The sequence below is a fragment of the Amycolatopsis sp. NPDC028719 genome (assembly GCF_055565395.1).
Genome location: NZ_JBVHUL010000019.1, coordinates 119,011 through 135,981 on the forward strand (window position 1 = coordinate 119,011; position 16,971 = coordinate 135,981).

Annotated in this window: 16 protein-coding genes; 10 read left to right on the plus strand and 6 right to left on the minus strand. The window is 68.4% G+C overall.

The window, feature by feature from the left end:
- The first annotated feature begins 19 nt into the window (after positions 1-19).
- The 5 genes from ACZ4TR_RS48730 (at position 20) to ACZ4TR_RS48750 (ending at position 3,191) form a co-directional block, all read left to right on the plus strand.
- Positions 20-778, plus strand: coding sequence for a TetR/AcrR family transcriptional regulator (locus ACZ4TR_RS48730; RefSeq protein ID WP_465296020.1), 759 nt, complete (start codon positions 20-22; stop codon positions 776-778).
- A gap of 139 nt (positions 779-917) precedes the next feature.
- Positions 918-1,103 (plus strand): hypothetical protein, encoded by a 186-nt coding sequence (locus tag ACZ4TR_RS48735; RefSeq protein WP_465296022.1) that lies wholly within the window; start codon positions 918-920, stop codon positions 1,101-1,103.
- Positions 1,104-1,347: 244 nt separating this feature from the next.
- The gene (locus tag ACZ4TR_RS48740; protein ID WP_465296024.1) at positions 1,348-1,635 is read left to right on the plus strand and encodes an FCD domain-containing protein; all 288 of its coding nucleotides are present in this window, start codon (positions 1,348-1,350) and stop codon (positions 1,633-1,635) included.
- 198 nt (positions 1,636-1,833) lie between these two features.
- Positions 1,834-2,262, plus strand: a complete 429-nt coding sequence (locus tag ACZ4TR_RS48745; protein WP_465296026.1) for a cyclase family protein — start codon at positions 1,834-1,836, stop codon at positions 2,260-2,262.
- Positions 2,259-3,191, plus strand: a complete 933-nt coding sequence (locus ACZ4TR_RS48750; protein ID WP_465296028.1) for an MBL fold metallo-hydrolase — start codon at positions 2,259-2,261, stop codon at positions 3,189-3,191. The genes ACZ4TR_RS48745 and ACZ4TR_RS48750 overlap by 4 nt, the downstream gene beginning before the upstream one ends.
- A 146-nt stretch (positions 3,192-3,337) precedes the next feature.
- Here the strand turns inward: ACZ4TR_RS48750 and ACZ4TR_RS48755 are convergent, their stop codons facing one another.
- The 6 genes from ACZ4TR_RS48755 to ACZ4TR_RS48780 form a co-directional block, all read right to left on the minus strand.
- The gene (locus ACZ4TR_RS48755; RefSeq protein WP_465296050.1) at positions 3,338-6,466 is read right to left on the minus strand and encodes a GDSL-type esterase/lipase family protein; all 3,129 of its coding nucleotides are present in this window, start codon (positions 6,464-6,466) and stop codon (positions 3,338-3,340) included.
- 1,135 nt (positions 6,467-7,601) lie between these two features.
- Positions 7,602-9,074, minus strand: a complete 1,473-nt coding sequence (locus ACZ4TR_RS48760) for a DHA2 family efflux MFS transporter permease subunit (protein WP_465296030.1) — start codon at positions 9,072-9,074, stop codon at positions 7,602-7,604.
- A 553-nt stretch (positions 9,075-9,627) separates the two neighbouring features.
- On the minus strand, positions 9,628-9,960 hold the full coding sequence (locus ACZ4TR_RS48765) for a carbamoyltransferase C-terminal domain-containing protein (RefSeq protein ID WP_465296052.1): 333 nt from the start codon (positions 9,958-9,960) through the stop codon (positions 9,628-9,630).
- Positions 9,957-10,313 (minus strand): beta/gamma crystallin domain-containing protein, encoded by a 357-nt coding sequence (locus tag ACZ4TR_RS48770; protein ID WP_465296032.1) that lies wholly within the window; start codon positions 10,311-10,313, stop codon positions 9,957-9,959. Before ACZ4TR_RS48770 ends, ACZ4TR_RS48765 begins: the two co-directional genes overlap by 4 nt.
- A gap of 338 nt (positions 10,314-10,651) precedes the next feature.
- The gene (locus tag ACZ4TR_RS48775) at positions 10,652-11,788 is read right to left on the minus strand and encodes a CU044_5270 family protein (protein WP_465296034.1); all 1,137 of its coding nucleotides are present in this window, start codon (positions 11,786-11,788) and stop codon (positions 10,652-10,654) included.
- Positions 11,781-12,392, minus strand: coding sequence for an RNA polymerase sigma factor (locus ACZ4TR_RS48780; RefSeq protein ID WP_465296036.1), 612 nt, complete (start codon positions 12,390-12,392; stop codon positions 11,781-11,783). Before ACZ4TR_RS48780 ends, ACZ4TR_RS48775 begins: the two co-directional genes overlap by 8 nt.
- Positions 12,393-12,940: 548 nt before the next feature.
- On the opposite strand from ACZ4TR_RS48780, the gene ACZ4TR_RS48785 reads away from it, so the two are divergent.
- From ACZ4TR_RS48785 to ACZ4TR_RS48805, 5 genes are all read left to right on the plus strand, one after another.
- Positions 12,941-13,240 carry a CoA transferase gene (locus ACZ4TR_RS48785; RefSeq protein WP_465296054.1) on the plus strand — a complete coding sequence of 100 codons (300 nt, stop codon included), beginning with the start codon at positions 12,941-12,943 and terminating at the stop codon, positions 13,238-13,240.
- 1,344 nt (positions 13,241-14,584) lie between these two features.
- Positions 14,585-15,436, plus strand: a complete 852-nt coding sequence (locus tag ACZ4TR_RS48790) for an alpha/beta fold hydrolase (RefSeq protein ID WP_465296038.1) — start codon at positions 14,585-14,587, stop codon at positions 15,434-15,436.
- A gap of 111 nt (positions 15,437-15,547) precedes the next feature.
- Positions 15,548-15,901 carry a beta/gamma crystallin domain-containing protein gene (locus ACZ4TR_RS48795; RefSeq protein ID WP_465296040.1) on the plus strand — a complete coding sequence of 118 codons (354 nt, stop codon included), beginning with the start codon at positions 15,548-15,550 and terminating at the stop codon, positions 15,899-15,901.
- Positions 15,902-15,916: 15 nt separating this feature from the next.
- On the plus strand, positions 15,917-16,402 hold the full coding sequence (locus ACZ4TR_RS48800) for a hypothetical protein (protein ID WP_465296042.1): 486 nt from the start codon (positions 15,917-15,919) through the stop codon (positions 16,400-16,402).
- 168 nt (positions 16,403-16,570) lie between these two features.
- Positions 16,571-16,735, plus strand: coding sequence for a hypothetical protein (locus tag ACZ4TR_RS48805; RefSeq protein WP_465296044.1), 165 nt, complete (start codon positions 16,571-16,573; stop codon positions 16,733-16,735).
- Positions 16,736-16,971: the final 236 nt, after the last annotated feature.

Consider the following 16,971-nt stretch of genomic DNA (forward strand, 5'->3'; position numbering starts at 1 on the left):
CGTCAAGCGAGGGGGCACGGTGACCGCGGGCAGCCGTGAGGCCAAGGAGCGGACCGACGAGTCCCCAGCGGCCCGCCGGAGCCCAGCGCCCCGGCGCAAGCTGCTCATGAGCGAGATCGTCGAGCAGGCGATGCGCCTGTTCGCCGAACACGGGTACGAGGGGACGACCCTGCAGGACATCGCCGACGCGGTGGGCCTGAGCCGCCCCAACCTCTACAACTACGTGAAGAGCAAGGAAGACCTCCTCGTCGCCATGGTCGAGGCGACGACGCAGAGCGCGGCGGACTCGCTGCGGGAGATCCGGCTGCGCACCGACCTCGACGCGACGGCGAAACTGCGCCTGCTGGTGCACACACTCGTCCTGCGCCGCGCCGAACAGCCGGCCCAGTTCCGCACGCTCGACCGCAGCGACCAGGCGCTGCCCCCGGAGATCGCGGAGAAGCACTTGGACGGCCGTCGAGCCGTGCTGAACGAAATCACGGGCGTCCTCGAAGAGGGCATCACGGCGGGTCTTTTCCGCCCGGTCGACGCGCGCATCACGGCCCTGTCGATCATCGGCATGGCCAACTGGGTCGCCTGGTGGTTCCACCCGTCGCCCGCGCACCCCGCCGAACCGGTGGCCGAGCAGATCGCGGACAACGCGATCGCGATGGTCGTGCGGGACACCGGGCGAACCCCCGAGACGCCCACCCCGCTCGGAGCGGTCGCGCTGCTTCGGCAAGATCTCGACTACCTCACCCGTCTCCTCGAAACGGGCACTCTCCGCGACCAGGGATAGCGGCTCGGACGCCGGCCGACGTGCTGGGACTCGTCGGCCGGCGCTTCGCGACCTACTGGCGTAGGACACCCACCTGCTGGGCGAGCTGCTCGGGATCGATGTCGAGCCATCGGTAGCTGATGCTGTTCCACAGGTCGCAGTGCTGCGGGCCGCGAACTGGGTCGAGGTCGCCGTCGAGCTGCCGCCGGGCTGGAGGACCATCGCGCGCTGGTCCTTGACGCTCGGCCACTCCGCCTGCCCGGCGGTGTCCGGGGTGCGCTGGCGGACGAACGCGCCCCAGTACCGGACCATTTCGGCCGACAGTCGGAGCTGGTCGCGGTCGTAGACGCTGGTCGCCGTCGGCCAGAGGTACGCCTGGTCCGCTCCATGGGAGGCGCCGACGTCGAAGGTGCCCGGGCCGGTGGGGCCGAGGGACTTCGCCCGTCGAAGCGGTACAGGAACGTCTTCGGCTGGTACTTCGCGACCTGCTGAGCCAGCTGGGTGTACTGGCAGCCGCCGAGGCCGTAGAAACGCTCGAGTCCGTCCACACGGCACCAAGCGCGTACGCCGCCGTGTCCTGGGCAGGGTAATTGCTCACCGGGTACACCTTCTCGACGTCCGCCGCCCGGTTGCCGAAGAGGTACCGCTACTCGACCAACGTGCAGGTCGCCATCGACGCCGCCGTCTACATCTCCCTCCTGGAACTGATCCAGGCGCACACCCGCGGGGTCGGTGGCACGGAGACGCAGCCCCTGCCCGACTACGTCGCCGCGCGCTACCTGCTCCACGAGCGACTCGTCGACGCGATCGAGGCTCGCGACCAGCAGGAGGCCCGGCGGCTGATCCACGAGCACAACAACACCGAAACCGCCCGGTGACCGGGTAAGCGCACTCCGGCACCAGCTTCCGCCTACCACCCGGACGTCCCGGACGCCGTCGCTTCCGGACGTGCAACCGTTCGAGGTCGGGATGCCCGCATCGCCCACCCACCCACCCACCCACCCTTCGAGTTCGCACTGCGCCACCGGCACGGTGATCACTCCTATCCGGACGGATTCACCGGTTCGCACGAGATCATGGTGCTGGGCGGACACGTCGGTACCCACCTGGACGCGCTGAGCCACGTGGCCGTGGACGGCAAGCTCCACGGCGGAGTTCCGGTCGCGGAAGCGACGCACGCGGGCCGCTATCGCAGTCACGGCATCGACCAGGTGCGTCCCCTCGTCTGCCGCGGGGTGCTGTACGACGTGCCACGCAGCCGGAAAGTCCCGCGGCTGGACCCGGGCAGGGCCGTGGGGGTGGCGGACCTCGAGGCCGGACCCGAGCCGAAACCGGTTCTCCTGCACGAACACGGCATCAATCTGATCGAGGTGATGGCTTTGGAAACCCTGTCCGAGACGCTGGCGCCCGTCGGCACCGCGGAATTCCTCTTCATCGGCGCACCGCTCAACGTGGTGGGTGCCACCGGAGCGCCGATCCGTCCGCTGGCGGTGGTCGGCGCATGAGCGTCGACACGATCCAGCTGGGTGACGTGACGGTGACCCGGGTGGTGGAGTGGAGCGGGTCGATCAGGACGGTGAGCGACTTCGTTCCCGACAGCACCCCGGAAGGCCGCGCGGCACTGGCCCCGGAGTTCCGCGACCCGGACAACGACGCGTATCACTGTGCGATCCAGAGCTGGGTGTTGCGCAGCGAAGGGCGCACCATCGTCGTCGACACCGGTGCGGGGAACGACCGTGAGCGTCCGCAGATCCTGCAGTTCGACCACCTCCAGACGGCGTTCCTGGAGAACCTCCGCCGGGCCGGCGTCGAGCCCGAGGACGTCGACCTGGTGGTGAACACCCACGTCCACTACGACCACGTCGGCTGGAACACCCGGCTGGACAACGAGGAGTGGGCGCCGACGTTCCCCAACGCCCGCTACCTCATCCCGCGCGTCGACCGCGACTACTTCGACCCCGAGAACGAACACCGCCGTCCCCCGGTGCGCACCGACGCCGGTCGCCTGCGCCGCCGGGGCAGCCACCTCGTCTTCGCCGACAGCGTCGCACCGATCCTCGAGCAGGGGCTCGCGACGTTGTGGGAGGACGGCTACCGGATCGACGGGAACCTGACGCTGGTGCCGGCACCCGGGCACACGCCCGGATCATCGGTGCTCAAGCTGAGTTCCGGCACGGGCCGGGCGTTCTTCGTCGGAGACCTCCTGCACAGCCCGGTCCAGGTGGCGGAGCCGGCGGCCAACAGCTGCTTCTGTGAGAACCAGGCCGAAGCGCGCGCGACCCGCGTCCGGTTGCTCGGCGAGGCCGCCGAAACCGGTGCGCTGGTCGTGCCGGCGCACTTCCCCGGGCGCGGTGCGGCCGAGGTGCGCAAATCGGGGGAGGGCTATGAGCTGCACAACTGGGCCGCCTTCGAACCCCTTCCCCCGGCGGGCTAACCGGTCGATCAGCTGCGGCCGAGTGACTTCTCGTCCAGCTCGTCCAAGGTGGACAGGGAGATGCCCTGGGTCTCTTTGGCGGCCAGCACCGGGTGCGTGTTCGCGTCCTGTCCCGGCAATGGGACAGGACGCGAACACGGCTTCGGTTACCGGTCGCCGCCGTTGATGACGGCACCGACGGCAACGGGGCGTCTCGTGCCGTCCGGGTTGACCACCCCGGCGAACGGATTGGTGTCCACCGCACCGGCCGACGCCGCGGGACGGGTGCCCGGCTGGGTACTCGCGGCACTGCCGGCCGGGCGCTGCGGAACCACGCAGTTGGACATCCCGGATTCATAGGCGCCGTTGACGGCCGTCACGCAGAACCGGTAGTTCCACACACCCGGGAACAGGAAGCCGACGCCGTAGTGAGTGCCGTCGATGATGTTCTCGTCGGCCCTCGGAAGGGTGCCGCCGTCCTCCACGATTCTGGACGTCCACAGCCGGTAACCGGCCGCCGCGGCCGAGCCGTTCCAGTCCAGCTGCACCGTGGTCGGATCGACGGTGGTCACCCGCAGCCCGGTCGGCGCCGGTGGCGTGGTGGTGCCGACCGTCACCGGCCGGGCGGCCCCGGGCAGGCCACCACCGACGGCGTTCCAGGTGGCGACCCCCACGACGTAGTGGTGGCCCCGGTTCAGCCCGTCCACCCGCACCCGGTTGCCGCGGAAGCCGGTGCCGGTCAGCCAGGCACCGGGCGTGTCCTTGTCGAACAGCAGCAGCCCGTACCGGTCGATGGTGTCGGTGTAGGGACCGGTGGGTGGCGTGATCTCGACTTCGATGCCATCGCCGTCCGCGGTGGGCCGGCTGACGATCCTCTGCGGTGGCGGTGCCGTCTTCGGGTGAGCGACCGCGCTGACCGTGCCGGACCATTCCGTTTTGGTTTCCGTGCACGTGCTGGGCGGAGCCGTGCTCCCGTCGTGGGAGTCCCAGACCGGGCGGCACCCGAAGTTGGCCCGCACCTGGTACTCCCAGGTGATGCCGTCCACGGTCCACGTGGTGTCGGTCCGGTTGCTGAGTGCCTTGCCCTCGCTCCACGCTGTCTGGCCGGCGATCCGTGACCGGACGTCGTAGTCGACGGCCCCGTACGCCGCGCCCCAGGTGACCGTGACACCGAGTGGGCTGGATTCCGCGTGTACCCCCCAGGGTGCCCCGAGGGCCCGGTCGGGCACGGTGGCGCGGATTTCCATGCCTTGGGCGCCGAAGCCGTAGTTCTGGTGCAGGACATCCGCGAAGGCTGCGGCGAGTTGGTACTCCCCGTACTCGTTGGGATGCAGGCCGTCATACGCGGACTTGCAGCTCTCCGGGGAGCACGAGTACCGGCCCGCCCAGTCGACCAGGCTGATGTCGGAGATGGCGTTGCTCGCCTGCCAGTCCACTATGGCCTGGGGCAGGAGGCTGTTGTAGTGGGCGGTCTTCCGGATGAGGTCGTCCCGGCCGCCGATCTTCGTGCGTTGTGGCACGTTGGCCACCGCGAAATCGACATTCGGGTTGGCCTCGCGGGCCTGGGCGATGATCTGCCCGACGTCGTTCAGCGTGCCGTATTCGTCACTGACGAACCAGCCCATGTCGTTGAAGCCCACCGCCAGCAGGATCATGTCGGGCCGGTAGGTCGCCACCTGCTGCCGGATGCCCTGCTTGACCTGCGCGGCCTGGCGGCCCCAATGCGCGTAGTGATCGCTGTCGAACTTGATGTCGTTCGGCCGGCCAGGCGCGGGGAGCTGCGGTCCGCTGTTGTCCGGGGCGTAGCCACCCGTGGTGCGCAGACCCTGATCGGGCGGAATTTCGCCCTGTAGCAACGGGGGCGCGGGCGCAGCCGGCGGGTTGGGGGTGAACGTGCCGGAGTAGGGCCCGACGAAGTCGACGGCGACCTTCTGGCTCCGCAGCCACTGCCACAACCGGTAACGCCAGGTGAAGTCGCCTTCATGGCCCTGCGTGATCGAATCGCCGACGACCATCACCCGGCGAACCGGGGCGAGAATCCAGTGGTTGTCCGCCTCCGTGTCAGCGGCCGCCCGCATCGAATATACGCATTGGCGCCAAGAACCGGAAGCCGCGCCGGTGAGCGGCTTCTGCACAGCGCGCTCCCAACTCAAGCAATAGCTGGAATCCTTTTGGGGCTTGATTTGCACATCGCGCCCTTCGCCGGGCACATCCGCGTCGACGATGGTCATCTTCTGCTCTGGCGGTACCTCATCACGCGCCTTGACGCACGGCGCGGTCTTCATGGCACCGCTTCCCCCGAAAACCATGCACCCGAGGTTCGGATCCGCATTGGCGATCTGTGCGGTGTTGTCCGCCGGATTGTAGTTCTGGGAGTGCCAATTCTGCTCGCCGCGCAGATCGTCGTCGACGGTTGCCGTTTCCCCGGGGCTCGTCGCCTGAAGCGTGGCCCCAGTACCCACTGGTGCCTCGGTCGCGGTGACCTGGAACTGGGACGCCGTGACGGCCAGCGCCGACACGAACTCCACGGGCCAGTGGTCCGAACCGGCAAGGTTGGCCGTGACCTGCGGGGCGAGGATGCCGACCAGGTCACCGGAGGTGACCATGTAGTCGAACTCGGAGCCGTTCCGATGCGTTGCCCTCCCAGTGCTCGCGACGATCCCGATGCGGCTGCCGTTGGCATCGCGTGGCATGTCCCGGATCATCCTGTTCGGGTCCCGGTTGAAGTCGCCGAGCACCATCCAGCTGTTCCCGCCCGCCGCGGCCGCGATGTTCTGAATCAGTCCCGGCATGTCGTTACCGCTCCCGGACAGCCCGTGCACCGTAAACACCCAGGTCGTGCCGAATCGCACCCCGAACGCCGACCGGCTGCCGCTGAAGCCGCCCGGAACGATCACCACCTGCTGCGGTTCGCGAGCGGTCGCTATTGCCAGGTTCACGCGGTGCCCGTTCACATCCTCTTCCATGAAGTAGACGTGCTGGCGTCCGCGTCCGTATGGCCAAGAATAGTGGAGCACCTCGAGATTTCCCAACCTGGCGACCGGGACTTGCTGCCGGTCTCCCGGCGGCGCGGAACCCGCCTCCTGCAGCGCCACGATGTCGTGCGAAAGAACGTTGTCCGTGCTCCTGCCCTCAAGCATGGGGCCGACGCCGTTCGTCCATTTGCTCTCGCCCATCATGGTGCCGCCCTGCAGGTTCCAGGTGGCCAAGCGCAGGTTCGTGATGTCCCGCGGGGCGGCGCTCGCCTCCTGCGGTCGGCTGATCGCGGTCGCCGTCACCATGGCGCCCGCCAGCATCACGATCACGATCAGGCCGTGGAGTGCGCGAGCTCTTCGTGTCCGGCGTCGCCTCCCGGCTCCCGGATGCCGAACGGACTGACGGCGGAACTGCGACAGGGCGGAAGTTACGACACGAACCATCAGTTCTCTCCAAGTAGCGGCGGCCGGGAACACCCGACCGCCTTGAGGGTTTCTTTCCCCGGTTCCGGGGGCGCTCGCTCAGCAGCGCCACTACCCCACGCCCGTGACGGGGCGGCGGACGCGCACGCGGGCGACGCCTCGCACGTGGGAGTTCACGTCTTCGAACCCCCGATCGCCCGGCCACGTGCGGAGGAGTCGTGCTTGACACCCGCGCGGTCAAGAGTGGGATACGAGATCTGTTCGACTCATGCCACCAGTTTCCACGATAGGTGGGAGCCGTTCGCCGGAGCCTGAGGAATGTTCGGAAAGCAATCGAAATTCCGAACGTAGATCGGATTCTCGAGCTGCTGGTGCCCGCGGGCAGTCTGATGTGGACGCTCTTGCCGAGACGGGTGTCTCGGCGGCCGCCCGGATCACCGCGACTCGGTGTCGACGGCGGAAGAACAGGAGTGCCGCGGAACCGCACCCGGCCTGCCTGCCCGAGGTCGTGGCCAGCGGGCTCCAGGTGGCGTGGCGCGTGCCGGCACCGATGATCTACAGCCGGGCCGGCCGCCAACGCGAACGCTCGGATCAGCTCGTCGACCCCGCTTCTCCCGCTCCAACCGGCCCACGAACAGCACCGTGGCTCGAGCTCAGGTTCGAGTGCGACACCGCCGGCGCCGACCCGGCTCAGGTCGATGGCGCAGAAGACCGCGTGGCCCGAGAGCCTCGCGCGGCGCCGAGCAGCTCGACCGCGCGGGTGCGCTGCGTCCCGGCGGAGGCCGGGCCGGGCAGGCAGGTGCGGAATCGGTCCTGATCGGGAACGCGGTGGGAGCGCGGCCGACGCGCCGCCGGCACACCCTCCTCCTGGACCGGGGACGAGGCGATGCCGGTGCTGGACGGCGCCACGACATGCACCTCTATGCCCTCGCACGGTGGTGAACCGTGCGGCGCCCTCGATGTCGGGTGGGTGGGTGTCGGCGCCGATCAGGACGCGCAGCGGACGGGTCACCGGTCGTCAGAGGCGCTGCGGTCAGTGCGCCGTGGGTGTTCCGCCGGGCGCCGGGCCCCGGACGAGGAACGCCCCGACGATCGTGAACAACGACAGCGTGGCCGCTACCAGGAACGCCGCGTGCATGCCGCCCGCCGTCTGCTCCACGAGCGGCACGCCTTCGACGGTGAGCGCCGCCGAGCGCACTGACAGCACACTGACCAGCAGCGCCACCCCGGCCGCCCCGGCCAGCTGCTGGGCGGTGCTGAAGATCGCGCTGCCGTAGGAGTACAACTTCGGCGGCACCGCCCCCAGGCCCGCGGCGAACAGCGGCGTGAACACAAACGCCAGTCCGACCGACAGCAGCAGGTGGAACCCGACCACCTGCAGCAGCGAAGTCCCGGCGGTGAACAGGGTGGTGGACCACAGCGCCGCGCTGGTGGCGACCGTGCCGGGCACGAGCAGCGTCCGCGCACCGAACCGGTCGTACAACCGCCCGACCACCGGCCCCAGCGCACCCATGAGCAGACCCCCCGGCAGGAGCAGGAGGCCTGTGGTGAGCGGCTCCAGCACCAGCACGCTCTGCAGGTAGATCGGCAGCAGGACGGACGTGCCCAGCAGCGTGGCCATCGTCAGCATCATCGTCACAGTCGCGACGGTGAACGTCCGCGACCGGAACGCGCGCAGATCCAGCAGGGCGCGGTCGGCCCGCTGCAGCACCAGCTGCCGGGCGACGAACGCGACCAGGCCCCCGGCACCGACGGCGAAGGCGCCCCACACCATGACCTGAGACGTGCCACCGGAGTGGCCCAGGCTGCTCAACCCGTAGACGAGGCCACCGAAGCCGAGCGCGGAGAGCACCACGGACACCGCGTCGATCGGCGCCGCGGTGGTTTCCCCGACGTTCGTGATCCGCCGCAGTCCCAGCACCAGCGCGGCGAGCGCGATCGGCAGCACCAGCCAGAACATGGAGCGCCAGCCGAACAGGTCCAGCACGACGCCCGACACGGTGGGCCCGATCGCGGGTGCGACGGAGATGACGATCGCGATGTTGCCCATCAGGGCACCCCGGCGGGCCGCCGGCACGAGCGTCAACACCGTGGTCGTCAGCAGCGGCATCATGATCGCGGTGCCCCCGGCCTGCACGACGCGGCCGGCGAGCAACACGCCGAAGCCCGGCGCGACCGCCGCGACCAGCGTGCCCGCGCTGAACAACACCATGGCCGTGGCGAACAGGGTGCGCGTGGGCACCCTCCGGATCAGGAACCCGGTGACCGGGATGACCACGGACATCGTGAGCAGGAAGCCCGCGGTGAGCCACTGCCCTGCGCTCGCGTCGATTTGCAGGTCGTTCATGAGCACCGGCAGCGCGACGCCCATGATCGTCTCGTTGAGGAAGACGACGAACGTGGAGACCAGCAGTACCGCGATCACGATGCGGTTGCGGGAACCGAGCTGCCCCGAGGACCGGGATCCGCCTTCGACGTCAGCCGTCGACCGATGCGCGCTTTGCACGATGCCGCCCTCCGCACTCCTCGAATCGGTTCCGGTCAGTCCAGGACGACGACGGCGCGGCTGAGGGGATGACGGCGTACGGCGCGTCTAAGGTCCCGCCGCCGGCCCCTCCCAGCGCGGCGAAGGCGGCCTCGGCAACGGGATTCGCGCCTACGGCGACCGGCCGGTGCAGACCCGCACCCGCCGGCCGGGGCGGTTCCTTTCCTAGCCGCTGCCGTGGATCGGGGAAGTCCGCGGAGACGGGTCTGGCGGCCGGGTGGCCGACTACTGTTCCACGCACCGGAGACTCCTTAACTATGTTCACCTCGACTGGCACCCACCGTGCCTGAACTTAGTTAAGTTGTCAACCGCACGGAGACAGCGGAACAGGTTCGGCGACCTGCTGCGTGCTACTCCGCGGTTGTCGTCCGCCCGTGGACGGCGAGGGGGTTGTCGTCGGAGACGCAGGAAATCCGCTGCTTCCACGGCTGCCACTCACCGGGCGACGACCAACTCTTGCACGTTGCGCGCCGCCGCAAGCGTAGTGATCACAGCCGCGCCGCCCTGAAGTCGATCAGCGCGGCGAGACCGGACGGCGCCCCGGTCTACGCCTCGTGGGCCAACCCGATCGAGGCCCAGTTCGGGCCGCTGCGCACGTTTGGTCGGACAGGCGTGGATTTCGAGCCGGACTTTGCCTCGATCGACGGGGCTGGGGCCGGCGGCGTGAAGTACTCCGCGGCGGCGTCGGCGAGAACGACGAGCGCGAACGGGCGGAAGGGTTCCCGGAATTCGCGGTGTCGTTCAGCTGGGCGACGACGTCGGGCAGCAGCGGGGAGGCGAGGATCGAGCGATTGCCGAAGGCTCGCGATCCCGCTTCGAGCCGGCCGTGGAAGGGACCGGCGATCAGTCGATGTGCAGGAAGTAGACGTGCCCGTAGGACTTCGTGATCCCTTGCCCCTTGGGGAAGTAGTGCCGGTAGCGGTAGCCATCCCCCGGCTCGTACTCGAAGTAGCCGGCGTTGTTCCCGCTCTTGAAGCTGGTGACGCGATCCAAGCCGAGCGACATGTCGCCCGCGTCCGCGTAGCACCGTCGGCTGCCGAGACCATTGTCGGCCGTCTGGCCGAAAGCCAGGAAATCGGCGGTACCCAAAGTGCAGTCGAAGAAGTTGACCTCAAAGGTCGCCCACGACGGAGTGGTCGCCGCCAGCGTGATACCCAGGGTGGCGAACAACACCACGGCCATCGCTCGCAATCGCTTCACATGTGTTCCTTTCAGGAGAATTGTCGATCCGTCGAATACCGCCACCGGCATTGAACCAGTCCTGACGGAGCATCACCACGTACGGCGCTACAAATGCGTAGCCACCGGATTGGATGCCGGCACAATTCATGGCGAGCCGAGGACGGAGTCAGGCAGCGTGCCGGCCACTCGGCTCGCCGCAGGACGGCGTCGGACGCTGTCGGATCGAGATCCGCGCAGCTTCCGGTGCTGGAGGGCACACCCGTGCACGGGCGGCCATCCAGCAAGCGGGCGAGGGGGCGTCCGCCTGCTGCTCCTCGCGGCGGGCGAGGTCGAACCCGGCTTCGCGGTGGCCGGTGCTATCCCGCCGGGACCACGCCGATGGCGTCGGCGACCTTCGTCGTCACGGAAATGCTGCCGGTCACGGTGCCGGGCTTGATCCACGGGTAGTCCGCCTGGGCCTTCGCGACGGTCCGCTCGCCGATGATCTCGCCCTTGTCCGGGTCCACGATCAGGTCGCGGCGCTCCTGCTCGCTCTCCAGTCCGAGTGCGAGGCCCTTGCGCCCGTCCGGGGTGGTCGCCTCCTCGACGACCTTCACGCCGTCGATCTTCGACATCGCGCGCAGGAGGGGGCTGCGCAGGCCGGCCGGGATGATCCCGGAGTTCAGGAACTGGATGCCGAAGTGGAACATCGTGCTCGGTGACGAACCGCGCTGGGAGGTGTAGTCCTTCAGCCACGCCAGCAGTCGGTCGGGGTCGCGCGGCAGGTCCGCGTAGAACGCGGGCTGCCCCGAGTCGGTGGCGTCGCCGCACACCTTCTTCGGCTTGGACTTGGGGAAGAAGTCGCCGCACGCGCCGTGCCGCTCGCCCATGTCGGTGTCCGACGGCTGGTACGCGGGCACTTCGGCCGCGGGCATGGAACTGCCGATCAGCTTCGCGGCACCGGGGACGCGCCTTTCCAGCCACTCCTGAGTCACGTCCTCCGGGATCCAGGTCTGGTAAGTGACGTCGGCGAGGTAGGTGTAGCCGGTCGGGGCGCTCGCGACTCCCTGCGGGGTCCCGGTCTGGAATCCACGCAGGTAGGAGCCTTTGACCTCGACATAGCGGTACTGGCCCGGCTTCAGTTCCGGGTCCTTGGCGGTGATCTTGTCTGCCGCGTCGTTCAGGACCTGGGACGCAGAGAGGAGCGACACGTCGCGCTTGGTGGGCTGCTGCGCGGTGGTCGACCGGGCCACGGGCTGCGCCGGTGCTCCACCGCCGCCGCCGAGGACGACGACGCCTCCCGCGACCGCGACCGCCGCCGCTGCCACGCCGACGACCAGGCCACGACGGCGAAAAGGCGACTTCGCCGCCGGGGCACCGGTTGCGGACGCTTCCCGCATCAGCTTCTCGCGGGCGTCGTCGAGTGATCGGTTGGACATGCGTGCCTCCAGGTGCAACGAGGCGAGCGCCTCGTCGAGCTGACGATCGGGGGTGTGGTCGCCACGCTCAGTCATCGTGGTTCTCCTCTTGAGCGGTGCGGAGGTGTGCTTGAAGCTTCTGGCGCACCCGGTGCAGACGTGACCGGACTGTGCTCGCCGGTGTGCCGAGAGCGGCGGCCACCTCGATCGGCTCCAGCCCGGCCCACGACGTCAGCAGCAAGACGTCGCGTTCCTGCTCGGTGAGCGAGGCCATCCCGTCGGCCAGGTACCTGGACGACCGTTGGGCGTCCAGGCGGTCGACGATCTGCGCGTCGTGCTCGGCGTCCGCTTCCCGAAGGGCGTGCAACCGAGCGGAAGCCCGGTAGCCGCGCATCTCCGTGCGGACGTGGTTGCGCACCAGGTTGGTGGCGATTCCGTACAGCCAGCCGCGGACGGGGGACTGCTCGGGGTCGTAGCTCGCGCGCCTGCGGAGGGCCACCAGGAACGTCTCCGCGACCAGGTCGTCGGCGAGGTCGACGCCGACCCGGCCCGCCAGGTAACCGTGCAGGGCACGGGCGTGCGTGTCGAACAGCCTGGCGAACGCGGCGGGCGGCTCCGCGTTGGCGAGGTCGGGACGCGTGTCGTCAACGTCCGGAGCGCGTTGCGCCTGTTGTGCTCTGCGTTCCTCGATCCGGTTCACGCTAGTAGTTGTCCGAGGACGCCGCCGCGTCCCCGGACGACCGGGCGAAGTGACCGGTGTCACTCTCCCAGCGCCGCCGCGACCGCCGGGTCTGCCCCGGGTTTGGTTGAGAGCCCACCTGTGAGGCTTCGGCCTCACCTGGAAGTGTCATCGTGCCCAAGCCCTGCCCCCGCGGGTTCCGTGACGACGTCGCGGCGGTCGCCCGTCGCGGCGAGACACCCTTGTAAAGGTCGCCAAGGATTTCGGATCTCCGAGTCGTGCCTGGCCAACTGGCTGCGCGCGGCCGACATCGAGGACGGCAGCCGGCCCGGCGTGACCCGGGATCAGCCGGCCGAGCTGCGGGAGTTGCGTAAGCGCAACCGGCTGCTGGAGCAGGAGAACGAGGTCCTGCGCAAAACCGCGGCCTGGCTACCGGTTCATCGCCGACGGACTCGCCCGCCGCGGCTTCACTGCCTCGGAGAACCGGGTGACGACTTCACCGCCTCCGCGCCAAACCGACATCACCGAGCATCCCACCGGCGAGGGCAAGCTGTATCGCCAATGCCGCACTGGCTCCCGTGGTCGCCCGGCTGAGCACGGAAGAAGCGATAGCCCGGTTCGAAAGCGTCGACCTTCTCTGCGCGCCGCGGCTGAGCTTGACCGACGCGTTGCGGCAGCCGCAGGTCGTGGCCAACGACCTTCTGGTGGATGTCGGGGTGGCGGGGGAAAAGCCCGGGCAGGTGATCGGCTACCCCGTCCGATTGTCGCGGAGCCCGGGCGAGGTGCGCCGCGGGGTTCCGGCACTGGGGCAGGACAACCGGGGTGTCCTCACCGAACTCGGTATCACCGCGGCGAGATCGAGGCGCTGAACGCGGACGGCGTGATCCGCCTGCCCGCGGCCGAACCGCCCATCGCTGTCCAGCAGTGTGTATCGGGATATCCGGAATGATCGCGGCGACGCCCGGCTTGCCCCTGATCGACTACCTGAACGCCTCACCCATGGTGCGCTCGGCCGGCCGGAGTCGCGCACCTGATGTCCAGGCCGCTGACGCCCACCGTTCGGGCCGGGACCCGGGCCCGGGCTGAGGACCCGTGCTCCGGAAAGCTGTCAGCCCACGTTGGTAGTGGCCGGGCACGGATCTGTTGCGAAATCTGCGTTGTCAGGCCGTACGGCCGGCCCGGGCCGGCCGTCGCCGCAGGGGGAGATCCTCAAGATGGCTGTCCCCCCCCGCGGTGGGACGGAGCGGGTGACCGAGATGCCAGGCATTCGGCGATCGATGCCCGAGCGATCCGGCCAAGCGAATCAGGGCGTCCGCTGATGACTTCAAGCGGTTGTTGTCGTGGACGAATGCCGCCATCGAGACGGATGCATTGTCCGCGCTGCCTGTCACCGACTACGGACGTGACGGAATCATCGCCGCGCAGGAGGCCGTGGAGAAGGGCGTGGTCGGGAAGGTGCTCGTCCGCCCATGAGCGTCAATGCCAGGAGCTCGGGGGTGCGAGTTGGCTGCCGTCAGAAGGCTCTTGAGGTGAGGGAATAGCGCGGGATCCATCGCTCGGCGTGGGCTGAAGGCCTTTTCGGACCGTCGGTTCCGCTCGGCGGGTGGCTTGCTGGGCCGATACTCCGGACTTCCGCTGGAGCCAAGGTCGTGAGTGTTCAGTTCGGTTGTTCGACGAAACCCGCCCTGCTCGGATTCGAAGATTCGAGCAGGGCGGGTTTCGCGTGCAGACCCCATTTTCGGCAAGCTGACCTCAGTGACCGCCGAACGTGGCGACCGGCGAGGTCATCGACGCGACGTCGCGACATGGCGGGCGCCTGCGACCCGGCCCGCCCGATCGAGAGTGAGTTCGCGGTCGAGGTTGTCGACCGGTCGGGGCAGGAGAAACGCCAGGTCGACCACCGTATGCGACGGCGGCGGCCATGGCGCTTGACACGTTAACAAAGTTCAGGCAGGCTGGGCTGCAGTCGGAAATTAACTTAGTTAGAGAGCTTGTCATGCTTGCCGCGGTGGGCACCGCGCTTTGTCCCCCGCGCGAGCTACGCGCAAGTGTCCGCTCAGTGGTGATGATCAAGAGTCCGCCGATTCCCTAGCCTGCGGGACGCCGGCAGTGCCGGGCCGCGACATCCGGATCGGCTCGCATCGAAAGCCATTACTGGAGAACTGATGTTCCGCAATGTCAAGACAGCCGCTGTCGCCGCACTGGTGTGCGTCATGGCCGGGCCGGTGCTGGCCGGGTGCGACGAGGCTTCGGAGTCGGCCACCCCGGCGGCGACCGGTACCGGAAACGCTGGCCAGAGCCCGATTTCCGGCACCACGAAGATCGCCGTCGAGGGCCGGTCGGTGAACGTGTCCTGTTCCGGCACTCAGGTCGACGGCCGGCCGGTCGTGGTTCTGCTCGCCGGGCTCGGCGACGGCCTGGACAAAATGGCCGACTTCCAGAAGACACTGAGCGAGAAGCACAGGGCCTGCTCCTATGACCGGCTCGGCGAAGGCGCGAGCGACCAGCCGTCGGGCCCCCAGACGCTCGAGAGCAGCGGCAAGGTCCTGAACGGGGTGCTGGACCGCGTCGCCGGTGGCCGCCCCGCCGTGCTGGCCGCGCATTCCATGGGTGGGTTGATCGCCGCCCGCTACACCCCCGCCCACCAGGACCGCGTCGCGGGGCTCGTCCTGATGGACGCCCCCCCGTCGACCATCGTCGCCGACACCAGCGCGGGCATCCCGGAGTCCGCCACCGGGCCTGCGGCCGAAGCCCGCGCGGGGGCCGTCGCGGGCTACACCGGCCAGAACCCGGAACAGCTGTCCATTCAGGATGGAGAGGTGGGCTACGCCGGCGACATTCCGGTCGTGGTGATCCGGCACGGACAGCCCTACCTCGCCGAGCAGATCCCGCAGTACGGGGAGGCGCTGGAACAGGCGTGGACCGCGGGGCAGGAGAAGTGGCTCGACCTGTCCAGCCGCAGCGAGGCCGTCGTGGCCACCAACAGCGATCACTACATCTACCTCAAGCAGCCCGCGATCGCCGTCGAGGCCATCCAGCATGTCACCGCCGAAGCCAAGAACTAGCCGGATCCCCGTCGCGGGTGCATCTGCCGCGTCGCCTGTGCCGTGGCCCGCCGACAGGTGCGGGTCGGCCGCCTTCCGTGCGGCCACTCGGAACAAAAGAAGGGAAATGTGATGATGAAGGGCAAATTCGTCAGTGCGGCCGCTGCCGTGGCCGCACTAGGGGCGATCCTGCTGCCGGCTCCGGCTGCCTCCGCCGCGCGGGTCGACTGCGGTGATCCGAACTTCGTCAAGGTCACTTACCACACCATCGTAGGCGCCGGGCATCAATTCTGTTTCGCCGGCGCGGGCTGGAATTCGTTTGTGGGCGACATCGGCTTCACTAGTTGGATGGACGACATCCACACCGGCAACAACGACGTCACCTTCCGGGACTGCAACGGTGCGCTGGTCGACGTGCCCAGGGGGCGCGACGTCCACTTCAACACCGCTCGCTGCCTGCGTGACATCGGCATCAAGCCGTTCTGATCCAGCTAGAACTCAATGCCGGTTCTGGTGCACTCAGCCTGGTTTTCTCACCGGACCGTCACTGCTTCTCGTCGTTGGCACACAGCCACCGCCGGTTTTCAACCAGTTGTCATCAATCGCACGGAGGATCAGTTGAATCAAAAGTTGAAGAAGTTGGCAGCGACCGCATTGGCCACCTTCGCGATTACGGCCGTGGTTCCCGCGGGAACAGCATTGGCAATCGACAAAGTCAACTGCGGCAACCGTGAATACTTGCGGGTCGAGTACCACTACGCCACTGGCAACGCTCACACGGACTGCTTCGCGAACGCCGGAGCCTGGAATATCTACGACCAGTTCGGCAATAGCGTCTGGGTCACCGAGATCTGGACGGGGAACAACCGCGCCCAGTGGTTCGGCGACGGGAAGTGGCAGCCGAGCAACCCGATCGGAAGGTATACCTCCTTCACCTGGCCGAACACTCCCGGCGGAGTGAAGCTGGACCAAATCCGGATCGTCTGAGGGCGTCAGGTCCGCAGCGACATCAGCCGTTCCGTCAGGCACGGAGGAGCTGAGATCGCGAAACACGAGCAGCACAAGAGGAACTCTGCGAAACGTCACCTTGACGCATTCCAAGCTGCGCCGGCCATCGGAGTCATCGGCGCAACTCCGGCTCAGGCGATCAACGAGGTGAACATCGTCAGCTGCTTCTTCCAGAGCGGTTGTCTCGTCGTCGGCTTCCAGGAGCCGGGGGCGACACTCAGCGCCAGGTGCTGCTTTGTCGACGTCGGCGAAACCAACATCAACCAGAGGAACTACGTCAACGGCTTCAGCAGCGGCAACAACGCCGGCTGACCACGACGGAAGGTCATCGAGGCGTAGACCCTGACGGATTGAATGGATCAACCGCCGGGTGGGGGGGGGGGGGGGGGGGGTGGAGAGAGGGGGGGGGGGGGGGGGGGGGGGGGGGGGGGGTGGGGTGGAGGGGGGGGGGGGGGGGGGGGGGGGGAGGGTGATGGGTGTTATTTTCGCGTCCCGCATGCTGGAGCTGGCGCTGATCCTATGCTGATCACTGCGCTCTCGGAGAGGGG